Below are 12,996 nucleotides of genomic sequence, written 5' to 3'. Positions count from 1 at the left end.
CCCCTCGGCTCTCCGGCTGTGAACCGAGTGTAAGACCCGGGCCGAAGCGCAGTCAGTGACCGTACGCCAGCCGGCTGCTCTGCTCGGCCACCGCGGCGAGGTCGCCGTCGGTGAGCAACGCCGGCGTGCCGAGGCTTCTGGCAGCCAGGTAGACGTCGCAGACCCATTCGGTGAGGCAGGCGTGCTCGACGGCTTCGGCAAGCGTTCGTGCGCTGCTCACCGCGCCGTGGTTGCGCATCAGGACGGTGCCGTGACCCCCGGCGACGGCAGTGCCCACCGCTTCGGCCAGCTCGTGGGATCCGAACAGCAGATACGGGATGGTCGGGATGCGGCCGCCCAGCCGGAGCAGGTTGTAGTGCACCAACGGCATCTCGTCGCACACCAGGCCGACCGCGACCGAGCTGCGGCCGTGGGTGTGGACGACGGCCCCGGCCACCGAGCGGTGGTAGATCCCGAGGTGGAGGCCGGTCTCCGAGGACGGCCTGGCACCGTCGACGACGTCTCCGGCAAGGGTGACGACGGTGACGTCGTCGGCCTCGGCGGTCTCGAACCGCATCCCCGCACGGGTGATCAGGACGTGGTCCTTCGACCGCACGCTCACGTTGCCTGCACCGGCCAATGCGACACCGTGAGTGGCCAATTCGCGGCACCGTTCCGCCACGTCGGCGCGCAACCCGTGCAGGTCGGTCATGGCTGCGGGTACCGGGCTCGAAGCGCACCGAAGGCGCCGTCGAGACCGGTGAGCGCCATGTCCAGGTCGGCGTCGGTCATGGCGGCGGAGACGAACCAGTTGTGTTTGGGGTGCACGTAGACCCCGCGCGCCTGGGCCTCGGCGCTGAACGCGACGGAGAGTGCGTAGTCGGAGTCGTTGGCGAACAACAGGTTCGGCATTTGGGCGGGTCCGGTGTAGTGCACGTCGAAACCCCAACGGGTGGCGCCGTCGAGGATGCCGGTGCGCAACTGCTGGCCGAGCTCACGCATCCGGGACACGGCGTCACGGCTGGCGAGTTCGGTGATCGTGGCCAGACCGGCGGCCATGTCGACGGCTCCCATCCAGAACGAGCCGGTCACGAAGATGCCGCCGGCCGCGTCGCGGTAGCGGTCGGTGCCGGTGACCGCGGCGAGGGCGTACCCGTTGGCGATCGACTTGCTCCACGGCGTCATGTCCACTTGCACGCCAAGGGGTTCCCAGCTGCCGCCGTGATGGAGGCGGAAGCCGGCGCGCACGTCGTCGAGGATGAGCGCCGCACCGATCTCATCGCAGTAGGCCCGGACGTCGCGGGCGAAGGTCGGGTCGACGAGCTCCTGATCGAACCCTGCGTCGTGCCGGAAGGGGCTGACGATGATCGCGGCGACGTCGTCGGCGTGTTCGCCCGCGGCGGCACGGATGGACGCGATGTCGTTGAACTGGAATTGCAGCAGGTTGGCGCGGTCCGCGGCGGTGACGCCCGCCGGGAAGGGGGTGCACCAAGGCGCGGCGCCGTGGTAGGCACCCTCGGCGACCAGGATCTTCGTGCGGCCGGTCGCGGCGCGCGCGATCGTGCAGCACATGGTGGTTGCGTCGGTGCCGTTCTTGGCGAACATCGCCCAGTCGGCGTCCGCGACGGTGGCGACCATGGCCTCGGCCAGCTCCACCATGACCGGGGCGGGTCCGTTGAGGCAATCACCCTGTCGGCGTTGCCGTTCGGCGGCTTCCTCGACGACCGGGTCGCCATGGCCGAGGATCACCGGACCCCAGCTGCACATGAGGTCGACGTACTCGTTGCCGTCGACGTCCCACAGGCGTGCCCCCCGCGACCGTGCGACGTACTGCGGGATCGCCGGCAGCGCGTTCATGTTCTGGTGGCCGTACATTCCGTTGGGCACGACGGCCTTGGCGCGGCGGCGCAGCTCGGTGTCGGCGCTGCGCTGCCGCCGGTCGGTGGTGACGTCGATGTGCGTGGTCACGGGGTTTCTCCTCTGAAGCAATGGATCTGGATCACGCGTCGAGCGCGACGTTCGTTCGGGTGGCGACGAGACCCTCGATGCGGCGGCCCGACTCGGGGTCGAAGTCGGTGATCAACGCCAGCACGCCGGCGAGGTCGACGATGCCTGCGTCGGAGCCGAGTCCGGAGGCCACCTGCGCACCGCAGGCGCAGCCGATGAGGGCGGCGTCCTCCGGGGTGCATCCGGACAGGAGTCCCGCGATCATGCCCGCGTTGAACGAGTCTCCGCATCCGGTGGTGTCGACGACGGTCGTGGGTAGCGCGGGAACCGACACGGGTTCGACGTCGGGGCGTATCAGGAGGGCGCCCTGTTCGCCGACGGTGACGGCGACGGCACCAACCCCACGCTCGAGCAGTATCCGCGCCGCGGCGTCGAGGTCTTCGACTCCGCTCAGTCCGCGCAGCTGCTGGTCGTTGGGCAGGAACCAGTCGATCAGCGGCAACAACGGGGTCAGCAGTTCGAGCGTCTCGGGCCTTCCGGGGTAGAGCAGGTCGACGAAGATGGGGACGCCGGCTGCGTGGACCGCGCCAAGGAGAGCGATTCCGTCCGAATTCATCAGTGACGGAGTCGTTTCGGGACCTCCGAAGAGCACGGCGTCGGCTCCGAGCAATGCCGCACCGTCGACGTCGGCGGCTTTCAGGGACGCCATCGTGCCCGGGACGTGCAGCGCGGGCCGTTCGCCGTTGGGCCGGATCGGCAGGATGGTGGCCGCCGTCTTCTCCCCGCGACGCGTCACCAGCCCTGCGGTGTCCACCCCGTGCTCTTGGAGCTGGGTGATCAGGAGTCGGCCGAGGACGTCGTCGCCGATGGCGCCGAAGGACGAGACCGACATGCCGAGCTTCGCCAGGTCGACGGCTGCGCCGCCGCCGGTTCCGGCCACCGTGACTCGAATTTCGTCGAGGACGATGCTGCCCTGTCCCGGGGGAATCTCCGACACCGGGCGGCCAAGTACGTCGACGAGATGCGGCCCGATGACCGCCACGGTGCTCACGCCTGGGCTCGATCCATGGGCGCGGGTACGGGATCGAAGTCGACGACGACGTCGCGGCGACGGTGGTACACGACGAGGCCGATCACGAATGCCAACGGAATGGTCCAGGGCAGCAGATTGGGCAGGGTGTCCTCGGTGCCGGTCAGCACCGAATAGTTGGCGATGATCAAACCAGTGGCCGTCAGCAGTCCAACGGCCCCAATGGCAGGCGCTACCAACGTCTTCCACAGTCGGCGATCCTTGCGCTTGCGGAAGAACACCACCACGGTGACGGCGACCGCGCCCTGCATCGCGACGATGCCGACGGTGAACAGGCCACCCAGGCTGGTGTAGACGCCGAGGTAGGGATCGGCGCCGATGATCACGAATACGGCGACCAGCACGGCCGTCAGGACCGACAGAGCCTCGCTGGCCCGGGCCGGGCCCTGATACTTCGCATGCAGGGTGCCCAGGAACTTCGGCATCGTGCCCTGCGTGCCCATGGTCTGCAGGTACCGCGTCGTCGCGTTGTGCAGGGCCACCAGGGACGCCAGGACGCTGGTGAGGAAGAAGATCTGCATCAGCGTGGTCAGCACGGTTCCGCCCTGCTCGCCCGAGAGGGTGAACAGCAGGTCGCCCTGCGCCTTCTCGGTGACGGGCACGATCTGGTCGACGCCGACCGAGCCGACGATGAGCCAGACCGTGAGGAAGTAGAACACCGAGATGACGCCGACGCAGAGATAGATCGCGCGGGGCACCGTCTTGCCGGGGTTGCGCGCCTCGTTGGCGTAGATGACCGCGGATTCGATGCCGATGAAGGAGGTGAAGGCGATCATCAGGGCGGGCCCGACGCTGCCGGAGAACACCTGCTTGGGGGAGAACACGTCCAGGGGGAGAGCCGACAGTCCGCTGTGCGAGAGGATCAGGATGTCGAGCACGATGAGCATCGCGAACTCCGCAACGATCATCACCAGCAGGACCTTTGCGCTCAGGTCGGCGGCGTAGCGACCAATCGTGCCGACGATGACCATTGCCACGATCGAGTACAGCCACCAGGGCAGGTGCAGTCCGTGGCCCGCAGCGATGACGTCGGCGAAGTATCCCGCGGCGGCGGTGATGGCGATCGTTCCCGACCCGTACGCCAGGGTTGTCGCATAGGCCGCGCCAAGGCCGGCCCCGGGTCCGAACCCGGCATGCACGTAGCGGGCGAATCCGCCGCCACCGGGGACGGCTCGGTTGATGGCGACGTAGCCGGCCGCGAAACAGGCCAGGACCAGACCGGCCACCAGGAAGATGATGGGCAGGCCTGCGCCGTTGCCCAGGGTGAAGCCGAGCGGCGTGTTGCCGATGACCGACCCGAGGGGCGCGGCGCAGGCGATGACGAGCAGCGCGACTCGGCCGGTGCCGAGGTTCGCCTTGAATTGAGTCGGCCCGCTGGCGGACTGCGGCGCCGCAGAAGCCGTGTCTGCAGCGTCCGGTGCGTGTGCTGACATTCGAGTTCTCCCAGGGGATCTCGCAGGGTTTCGTGCCGGGTTGGCCCCATGCGTTCCGGCTCCTCGATGACCTGGATCGCACGCTTCTTCGGAACAGTAGACGGACGTCCGAAATAGAACAAGAGCTGTCGAGCCTGTTAACCGGATGGAAACGCGACCGCGAGCGAGCGTCGTCTCCGGGGCAGCGCGAGCTCGCCAACCGGCTGATCGACGTCCTCCTCGACGGTCTGCGGATCCGGGGACGGGGCGCAACCCTCGTTAGTCCCGGACGAAAACCGAAGCGGTGAACACGATTAGCGACGCAGTTGCCAGCATGGCTCCCAAGCCAGGCGCCCGCGGCGTTGCCGATCTCGACAGCGCAATGGGTGAGTGCGCCGGCGAGCGTCCGGGCGTCGGCGGCGACGTCCATCAGCCCCGTCTGGAGTGCGGGCGTGAACGCGGCGCTGGTCGCCCCGATGAGGAACAGCACCGGGAGTGCCGTCTACGTGCGGTGAGACGCGGCGACGAAGATCGCCAGCACGACGGCTTGGGCGGCCATCGACAGGTAGAGCGCGCGCAGCACCGACCGGTACGCCGACGCCGGGGTCGACCCAGCGTTGCCCTACGAGGTCAATGACTACCGCACTGCGGCTGGTCTGGTGCGACACCGGTTGGGCATCACTCTGATGCCGGCGACGGAAGCCGCACGATGAGACGACCTGCGGGTGCTGCCGGTCGAACCGGCAATCGTCTGGAACCTGCACCTGGCGACGGCCGGCCCACGACGCTCGTGACGTCTCCCGCTCATCGGTGTCGCAGCGCGCGGCGGGCATGCGGCCAGAACGGCAGTCCGACGGCGAAGGTGGCGCCCGCGGCGGTCAGGGTGACGGCGGCGTCGACGCTGGTGCGGCCCTGACGGGACCAGTAGACGTCCTCCAGGTCGATGAGCAGGGCCAGCTCGTCGACGATCAGCGCCACGGCCGAGCCGTAGGTGACCGCGGTCAGCGGGTGGCGCCGATGCCGCTCGCGGCCGCGCAGCGACACCGCGCCAATGCCGGCGAGGCCCGCAATTCCGAGGTTGTAGTGATGAAAGTGATGTCCGCCCAACGACATTCCACCACTGGCCGGACCGTGCCCATCGTGGATCCAGTGTGTCAGGGCGCGCACCCCGGCGAAGGTCGCCGTGAAGGAGGCCCAAGCGATGAGCGTGGACCGCTCGCCGGGTTGCAGTCGTCGCGTCCATTCGTCCTCGAGGCGCTGCCACCGGGTCGTCGGTGGTACCGGCCGCTCTGAGGCAGCCGAGACGTCGGTCGGGTGTACGACGTCGCCTGGTCGCGTGGTCGATTGCGTCATCGAACTTCCCGTCTACGTTCGTGCGTGCCGCGTCGCGCGCTGTCCGCACGGTAGATCCGGCGGATGTCACCGCCATGGACGCAACGCTGTCGATGTCCTGTCAATCGCGTGCCCAGCGCACCACGGTGAGTGCAGCTGGCTGGAGCACCGTCTGTCAGACTGATCTGACGACCAGGTCAACAGGTGACGGGGGGCTCGATGGCAGGCCAGATGGGGCAGGTGGACCGGCGACCGCTATACGAGCAGGTGGCGGATCGTCTCCGCGAATTCATCGACACCAGCGGAATGCAACCCGGCGACAAGCTGTCCAACGTCCGCGATCTGGCATCTGAATTACAGGTCGGACGCTCCTCGGTCCGGGAAGCGATCACCGCCCTACGTGCTCAGGGCATCGTCGAAGTTCGACACGGGGACGGTATCTATCTGCTGCAGCGGCCCGAGAACATCATCGCTTCGCTGGCGGCCGAGCTCGTCGAGACCCATGTCGACCATCCCTATATCTGGGAGACGCGACAGGCGCTGGAAACCCAGTGCGCGAGATTGGCAGCGGTGCACGCCACGAAGACCGATCTGCGCGAGCTGGACGCGGCCCTCAAGCAGATGAGTGCCGAAATCGACTCGGGTTCAGCGGGACTGGACGGAGACCGACGATTTCACCTCGGTGTGGCCGCGGCCGCGCACAATCCCTTGCTCCTGCGCCTGCTCAAGGGAATGAAACCCGCACTTGACCGGACCTCTGAGACATCCTTGACCAGACCCGGGCAGCCGGCGCAGTCGCTTGCAGACCACCGGGGCATCGTCGAGGCCATTCGTGCGCACGAAGCGACCCAGGCGGCGGACCGAATGCTGGCCCACCTCGTCGGCACCACCGATCGGCTCATCAGGCGCTGAGCGGGACAAGGGTTCGGCTCCGTAGAACGTGATCCCGCATTCGAAGTGCCGGGTGCTCGGGATGCTGTTACATTTCAGGTGATCTGATCACCTGCACACCGTGCGCCGGGTCCGAGACTCGACATCAGAGCACCTGAACACTTGGAGAGGCGTCACATGGGCTCAGCATTCATCGCCGCGAACGGTTTGTGGTCTCAAGAACAGCAAGAGGCAGGGGCGCGTTTGCTCTCGCGTCTCGAGGAGCTGGACCTCCGTCAGGTACGCGTCAGCTGGGGTGACCAGCACGGCATCCTGCGCGGCAAGACCCTCGAGATCGACGCCTTTCGGTCGGCGTTGAAGGAGGGCAAGGACTTTCAAACGGCGACCTTGATCTTCGACACGACGAACAACCCCGCTGTTCCTCCATTCGAGGCCCACGGTTTCGGCGATGCTCGGCTCACCGGGCTTCCGGACGCGGTTCTGGTGCCTGACCCGACGACGTTCCGCGTGCTGCCCTGGGTGGACCGGACCGGCTGGGTGCTGTCCGAGATGTACTACCGCAATGGGGAACGGGTTCCCTTCGACACCCGTGGCGTCCTGAAGGCGCAGTTGGCGAAGCTGGAGTCGGAGGGGTTCAGCTTCACCACAGGCGCTGAACTCGAGTTCTACATCACGCGTCTGGTGGACCCCAAGCTGAGTTTCGCCGATTCCGGATGGCCCCCTGCACCACCAGAGGTGACGGCGCTCTCGCATGGGTACCAGTACCTCACCGAGAATCGGGGGGACGAGGCCGACGCCATCCTGTCGGTGCTGCGCGATGAAATCGTTGCGCTGGGAATGCCGTTGGCCACCGTAGAGGACGAGTGGGGGCCCGGGCAGGTGGAGATGTCCTTCGATCCGCTCAGTGGTACCCAGACCGCTGACAACGTGCTGCTCATCCGCAGCGCGATCAAGCAAATCTGTCGTCGCCACGGCTATCACGCCACCTTCATGTCGCGTCCGGCGTTCCCCAACATCGTGTCCAGCGGGTGGCACTTGCATCAGTCGCTGGGCGACGCAGGCTCGCCGAACGTATTTCCCGGCAAGGATGGCAAGCTTCTCTCCGACACCGCAATGCATTACATGGCCGGGTTGCTTCAGCATGCCAAGGCCAGCTCGGTACTCACCACGCCCACCATCAACGGCTACAAGCGGTACATCGCCAATTCCTTTGCGCCCGATCGCATTGCCTGGGCCGAAGAGAATCGCGGTGCGATGATCCGCGTCTCAGGGGCCCGCGGTGACGGGTCGACGCACCTAGAGAACAGGATCGGCGAGCCCACGGCGAATCCATATCTCTACATGGCCTCACAGTTGATCAGCGGCCGCGACGGCATTGCGCGCAAGCTCAACCCCGGGCCATCGGCCGACGAGGCCTACACCGCGGACGTCCCGCTGATACCGAGCACGCTGGAAGAAGCCCTCCGCCATTTCACCGAGAGTGACATCATGCGTCGCGAACTTGGTGATGCCTTCGTCAACTACCTCACCACCGTGAAGCAGAAGGAGATCTCGCGCTTCAACGCGCATGTCACCGACTGGGAACACCGCGAATACTTCGAAGTCTATTGACAGACGACGGGCATTCGAAGGTCGAGGCGTCATGACGCTGAAAGTCATTGCAGAGCGACGCGAACCGGATCTGGGACCGCACTCGATCACGGTGGCCGCAGCGCAGTTGGGCGGGCCGTGGCTCAAACCCGAAGCACGGTTGACCCGAATCGCCGACGCCGCGCAAGTCGCCGCAGCCGAGGGTGCCACCCTCGTCGCCTACCCGGAGACCTACTTGTCGGGCTATCCCTTCTGGCCGTCCCGCACCCAAGGCGCCTCGTTCGACGATCCAGACCAAAAAGACTGCTACGCCTACTATCTTGATGCGGCCATTGAAGTAGGGGGCAAAGAGCAACGGGAGATGGAGTCGGTTGCCGCCGACCTCGGAATCACGATGATCGTCGGAGTGACCGAACGTGGCCGCTCGGCGGGCCGTGGCACGGCCTGGTGCACGCTGCTGACCATCGATCCTCGATACGGACTCGTCGGGCATCACCGAAAGTTGGTGCCCACCTACGACGAACGGCTGTTGTGGGGACAGGGCGACGGCGCCGGCCTGGTCACGCATCCCGTCGGCAACGCCGTCGTGGGCAGTTTGAACTGCTGGGAGAACTGGATGCCTCAGGCGCGCACCGCGCTGTACGCGCAGGGGGAGACCGTGCACGTCGCGGCGTGGCCAGGCTCGAGCACGCTCACCGGCGACATCACCCGGTTCGTCGCCGCCGAGGGCCGAGTCTTCAGTGTCGCCGCATCCGGAATCATCACCGCAGACTCCATCCCCAGTGACTTCCCGCTGGCCAAGCAACTGTGCGAGGCCTCGGACACGGTGGTGTTCGATGGCGGCAGCGCCATCGCCGGGCCCGACGGTAAGTGGCTGATCCCCCCGGTGGCGGGGGAGGAGGGCGTGATCGTCGCCGACCTGGATCTCGACCGGGTCTTCGCCGAACGGCTGAACTTCGATCCCACCGGTCACTACACGAGACCGGACGTCTTCCGGTCCGTCGTCAACCGAGCGCGCCACGAGGGCGTGCAATTCACCGAGGATGCCTTCGACCAATGACCAAGTTCCGGCTACGGTTCGATCCGCAACACCGTGATCGCGCTGTGCGTGCTGGCACTGTCGACGGTCTCCTACGTCGCCCGCCGCGTCGGGCAGGACAGGCTGCCGCTGCGGTGGCGTGATTGTGAAGGCGAGGACGACCAGCCCCACGTGGTGGCCTGAGAGAAGGCGTCACGCCAGGCGGGCCGCCGCCATGAAGCGCTCCCCTGGAACGCCGTGTCGAATACGTAACCCTGCGTGTAGCCGAGGGTCTCGGCGTATGCAAAGAGCTCCGGGACCTTGGAGGTCGGGGGTAGACCAACGCTGAGTTCGACGTCAATCATGGTCGGGCACCCCCGATCGATCCGCCGCCGTCGGCGCGCAGGACGTGCCCGGTGATGAAGGCGGCGTCGTCGGACAGCAGGAACGCCGCCGCCGCCGAGATCTCGCGGGGCGTGCCGAACCGGCGCATGGGTACTGCGTCGAGGTAGCGTGCCTCACCGTCGGATCCGGGCGCGTTGTTGGCGCGGAACAGTTCGGTTTCGGTGGGCCCGGGGGCCACCGCGTTCACCGTCACCCCGGTCTCGGCGAGTTCGGCGGCCCAAGCGCGGGTGCAGAATTCGAGCGCAGCCTTGGCGGATCCATAGGCCGTGCGTTCCGTCATCCCGACGGTCACCAGACTGGTGATGTTGACGATGCGACCCCAGCCCTTGGCCAGCATCCCTGGCAGGACGGCCTGCACCGACTGGACGGCCACGCGCACGTTGACGTCGAACACCGCGGAGAGGTCGTCGAGGTCGACCATGCCCAGCCTGGCCGGACGTACCAACCCGACGTTGTTCACCAGGGCGTCGACCGGACCTGCGTCGAGGATCTCGGTGAGCGCGTCGGCGGTCTGCTGACGGTCGGCCAGGTCGGCGGCGACGAACGTGCCGGGAAACTCCGCCGGCGCGGTGCGGGCGATACCGACCGGATGGTGCCCGACGTCGGCGAGCAGTCTCGACAGTTCCAGCCCAATTCCCTTGGAGGCGCCCGTGATGACGATTCGCCTGCCGGTTGACTCGCTCACTGGCGGTAGGCGAGGTCGGCGGCGGTCAGGCCTTCCAGGGCCATGCCGAACGGCACGCCCTCCACGATCCGGCGCAGGAGGTGCTGGTTGAGCGTCTGCTTCTGCAACGACCGGTACAGCGCCGGCTTGGCTGCCAGGGTGCGGGCAAGCTCCAGTCCGCGGTCATACGCCCGGTCGTGCTCGACGACTTCGTTGACCACACCCCATCGTTCGGCGGTGGCGGCGTCGATCGTCTCACCGGTCCACAGCAGCCACTTCGCGCGGGCGGTACCGGCGATCTCCTCCCAGACCACCTGCAGTCCGTCGCCGGCGGTGATGCCGAAGGCGGGATGCGGGAAGTCTCCGTATGTCGCGCGGTCGGAGGCAACGTGAATGTCGGTCAGCAACAGGTATTCCGAGTGCACCGTCGCGGGACCGTTGGCAACGCCGACCACCGGGATCGGCAGGCTCGCCAGGCGCTGCAACACGGCCAGCCCCTCGCGGCGGATCTTTTCCCAGACAAGGGGTTTGAATATTTCGCCAAGGCTGTCGCCGTCGATGCTGTCCATGAACGCGTCGCCGGTGCCGGTCAGGATCATCGCCCGGTTGTCGGTGTCTAGGGCGATGTCCTCGAGGGCCTTGGGTAGGTCTTCGTGCGTCTGTCCCGTGAAGGTGACCGGTCCGCCGTTGGTGTGGAACCGCATCGTCAGGACGCCGTCGTCGGTGCGGTCGAAGGCGAGGTTCTCGTAGCGAGTGAAGTAAGAGGGGGTGGACATGGGGTGGTGCTCCCTTTGTGAAAGTGGTTGAAACGAATGGGCTTAGTAACCAGGAAACAAGGCCTGCAGGTCGTCGAGGGGCAGTGCGCCCTCCGCCGTGACGTCGTCGACGTCGCGCAGTCGTCCGTACACGAGGCGCAGGACCGCCTCCGCACTGCCGCGTACGGTGGTCGACGGCTCGGCAGGCTCGCAGGCCAACAGGTGCAACTCGGCCCCGAGGGTGAGGCAGTACACGCCGTCGGGGGAGGCGGTCCGCAGCTCGACCTGGCAGGGCGTCAGGCGTGCCAGAACGTCGGGGGCCCGGAATCGGGTGGCGACGAGATCCAGCCGCTCCCACAGCAGCCTCACCTCCGTCGGGGCGATGGCGGCCCGGAGGTCCACCGCGACCGCGACGTCCCACCCGTGCACGGACTGCTCGGAGAGCCGGTATCCGGCGTACTCCTGAACAGTCAGTAGGCCGGCGAAGTAGGGAACCCGGACTGGGAGCTCGGCGGCGGCTCGCAACGCCCGTCGGTGGGTGGCGTCGGCGTCGACCCACTGCGCGAGTTGCTCCATGGGAGCCATGGCATTCCACCGTTCCCACACGGGCTCCGTGTCGGCAGGTGTCGGCGCGGACGCATCGCCGTCGACGGCACGTCGCAGCAGGACGGTTCCGATCTCGGCGGCGCTGCCGAGGTGTGACAGCACCTGCGCGACGCTCCATCCCGCGGCGTACGACGGAGCGGCGAGCTCCGCGTTGCCCATGTCCGCCACGAGCGCCAGGAGGCGGTGCGAACTGTCGTCGACCGCGGCCAACCAATTGGCCGACCCGGTCGTGATCGTGCTGTTGCTCATCGTGTTTCCCTTCGACACGCCTGACTCAACGCCGCCGGGCGGCAAAAGGCCCGTGCCGGCGCATACCGACCTCGACGGTCGGCATAGGACACGCTTATGGCCGCAGGTGGTGTGATGGTCGGGTGGAACTCCGAGAGATGCGCATGTTCATTGCGGTGGTGGAGGAAGGCAGCGTTACCGCGGCTGCGCGTCGCCTGCACATCAGCCAGCCCGCACTGTCGCAGGCGATGGTCGCCTTGGAACGTCGACTCGGATTGGACCTGCTGGTGCGGCACCGCACCGGCATCACGCTGACCGACGCCGGCAACACTCTGCTCACCGAATCGCGTGCCGTACTGGCCCGGTACGACCAAGCGCTGGCCGCGCTCAACCGCCACGAGCCGCCCGGGGACGTTCTGCGCCTCGGAATACCCCTGGAGTTGCCGCCCGACCTGCTGCCCGGACCGCTGGCCACACTGGGCGCCGCGCATCCCGAGACCCGCGTACAGGCCCGGCACGCGTCGACCGCCGCCCAACTCGACGCCCTCCGCGTGGGCGAACTCGACGTCGGACTGGTGCGAGAGCGGCCCACCGGCACCGACCTCGACGCGACCCTGGCCGCCGAGGAACGGTTGGGAGTGTTGTTGGCCCGCAGCAGCGCCGAGCCGCTGCTCACCGGTCGCGGTGTGCGACTGGATGCACTCGCCGGCCTGGAGTGGGTGGGATTCCCGCGCTCCGGCAGCCCGGCGTGGTTCGACGAGCTCACCGCGATCTTGCGCAGCCACGGGCTGAACCCCGGGGCGGATGCACCGGCCGGGGAGCACCTGATCGCCGAGGTGAAGTTGGCGGCGGTCACCTCTGGCCGCGCGTTCGCCTTGGCTCCGCCGCACTGGTCGCAGCCCATGCCCGACGAGGTGAGCTGGTACCCGCTGGCCGGTCATCCGCTGATTCGGCGCACCTGGGTGGTGTGGCCGGCGGACTCCCGGCGACGCGACATCGCCCGGTTCGTCGACGCTCTGCAGTTCGACCCGGCCGACGGCGGCGCCGCACCTTGATCGTCGAGTGGCGTCGCGACGGGG

13 protein-coding genes are annotated in these 12,996 nt (G+C 67.4%); 5 read left to right on the top strand and 8 right to left on the bottom strand.

All coding sequences use genetic code 11. The features are described from left to right. Positions 1 to 52 precede the first annotated feature (52 nt). The 5 genes from B1790_RS00655 to B1790_RS00635 form a co-directional block, all read right to left on the bottom strand. Positions 53 to 691, bottom strand: coding sequence for a class II aldolase/adducin family protein (locus B1790_RS00655; protein ID WP_079921200.1), 639 nt, complete (start codon positions 689 to 691; stop codon positions 53 to 55). After that, positions 688 to 1,947, bottom strand: coding sequence for an aminotransferase class III-fold pyridoxal phosphate-dependent enzyme (locus tag B1790_RS00650; RefSeq protein ID WP_233164864.1), 1,260 nt, complete (start codon positions 1,945 to 1,947; stop codon positions 688 to 690). Before B1790_RS00650 ends, B1790_RS00655 begins: the two co-directional genes overlap by 4 nt. A 31-nt stretch (positions 1,948 to 1,978) precedes the next feature. Then, entirely contained in the window at positions 1,979 to 2,977 is a 999-nt protein-coding gene (locus B1790_RS00645) for a carbohydrate kinase family protein (protein WP_158083719.1), read from the bottom strand. After that, positions 2,974 to 4,449 (bottom strand): APC family permease, encoded by a 1,476-nt coding sequence (locus tag B1790_RS00640; RefSeq protein WP_079921199.1) that lies wholly within the window; start codon positions 4,447 to 4,449, stop codon positions 2,974 to 2,976. Before B1790_RS00640 ends, B1790_RS00645 begins: the two co-directional genes overlap by 4 nt. Positions 4,450 to 5,232: 783 nt before the next feature. Beyond that, entirely contained in the window at positions 5,233 to 5,781 is a 549-nt protein-coding gene (locus B1790_RS00635) for a hypothetical protein (protein WP_233164863.1), read from the bottom strand. A 198-nt stretch (positions 5,782 to 5,979) separates the two neighbouring features. Here B1790_RS00635 and B1790_RS00630 point away from each other — a divergent pair, with 198 nt between their 5' ends. The 4 genes from B1790_RS00630 (at position 5,980) to B1790_RS35590 (ending at position 9,463) form a co-directional block, all read left to right on the top strand. Beyond that, positions 5,980 to 6,672 (top strand): FadR/GntR family transcriptional regulator, encoded by a 693-nt coding sequence (locus tag B1790_RS00630; protein WP_079921198.1) that lies wholly within the window; start codon positions 5,980 to 5,982, stop codon positions 6,670 to 6,672. Positions 6,673 to 6,828: 156 nt separating this feature from the next. Then, on the top strand, positions 6,829 to 8,262 hold the full coding sequence (locus tag B1790_RS00625; RefSeq protein WP_079921197.1) for a glutamine synthetase family protein: 1,434 nt from the start codon (positions 6,829 to 6,831) through the stop codon (positions 8,260 to 8,262). Positions 8,263 to 8,293: 31 nt separating this feature from the next. Beyond that, the gene (locus B1790_RS00620; protein WP_079921196.1) at positions 8,294 to 9,301 is read left to right on the top strand and encodes a carbon-nitrogen hydrolase family protein; all 1,008 of its coding nucleotides are present in this window, start codon (positions 8,294 to 8,296) and stop codon (positions 9,299 to 9,301) included. Between the two features lie 33 nt (positions 9,302 to 9,334). After that, on the top strand, positions 9,335 to 9,463 hold the full coding sequence (locus B1790_RS35590) for a hypothetical protein (protein WP_255407233.1): 129 nt from the start codon (positions 9,335 to 9,337) through the stop codon (positions 9,461 to 9,463). 157 nt (positions 9,464 to 9,620) lie between these two features. Here the strand turns inward: B1790_RS35590 and B1790_RS00615 are convergent, their stop codons facing one another. Genes B1790_RS00615 through B1790_RS00605 form a run of 3 tightly spaced genes read right to left on the bottom strand, consistent with a single transcriptional unit; the run spans position 9,621 to position 11,938 of the window. Continuing rightward, complete coding sequence (locus tag B1790_RS00615; protein WP_198951874.1) at positions 9,621 to 10,325, bottom strand: SDR family oxidoreductase; 705 nt, start codon at positions 10,323 to 10,325, stop codon at positions 9,621 to 9,623. 20 nt (positions 10,326 to 10,345) lie between these two features. Continuing rightward, on the bottom strand, positions 10,346 to 11,104 hold the full coding sequence (locus B1790_RS00610) for an enoyl-CoA hydratase/isomerase family protein (protein WP_079921194.1): 759 nt from the start codon (positions 11,102 to 11,104) through the stop codon (positions 10,346 to 10,348). Between the two features lie 42 nt (positions 11,105 to 11,146). Continuing rightward, entirely contained in the window at positions 11,147 to 11,938 is a 792-nt protein-coding gene (locus B1790_RS00605; RefSeq protein WP_079921193.1) for a maleylpyruvate isomerase family mycothiol-dependent enzyme, read from the bottom strand. Between the two features lie 122 nt (positions 11,939 to 12,060). On the opposite strand from B1790_RS00605, the gene B1790_RS00600 reads away from it, so the two are divergent. Next, on the top strand, positions 12,061 to 12,972 hold the full coding sequence (locus B1790_RS00600) for a LysR family transcriptional regulator (RefSeq protein ID WP_198951869.1): 912 nt from the start codon (positions 12,061 to 12,063) through the stop codon (positions 12,970 to 12,972). Positions 12,973 to 12,996 lie beyond the last annotated feature (24 nt).

The organism is Mycobacterium sp. AT1 (assembly GCF_002043095.1).
Taxonomy (GTDB): Bacteria; Actinomycetota; Actinomycetes; order Mycobacteriales; family Mycobacteriaceae; genus Mycobacterium.
Note: the sequence above shows the minus strand (reverse complement) of the source record. Positions and strands in the feature narration are given on the sequence as shown.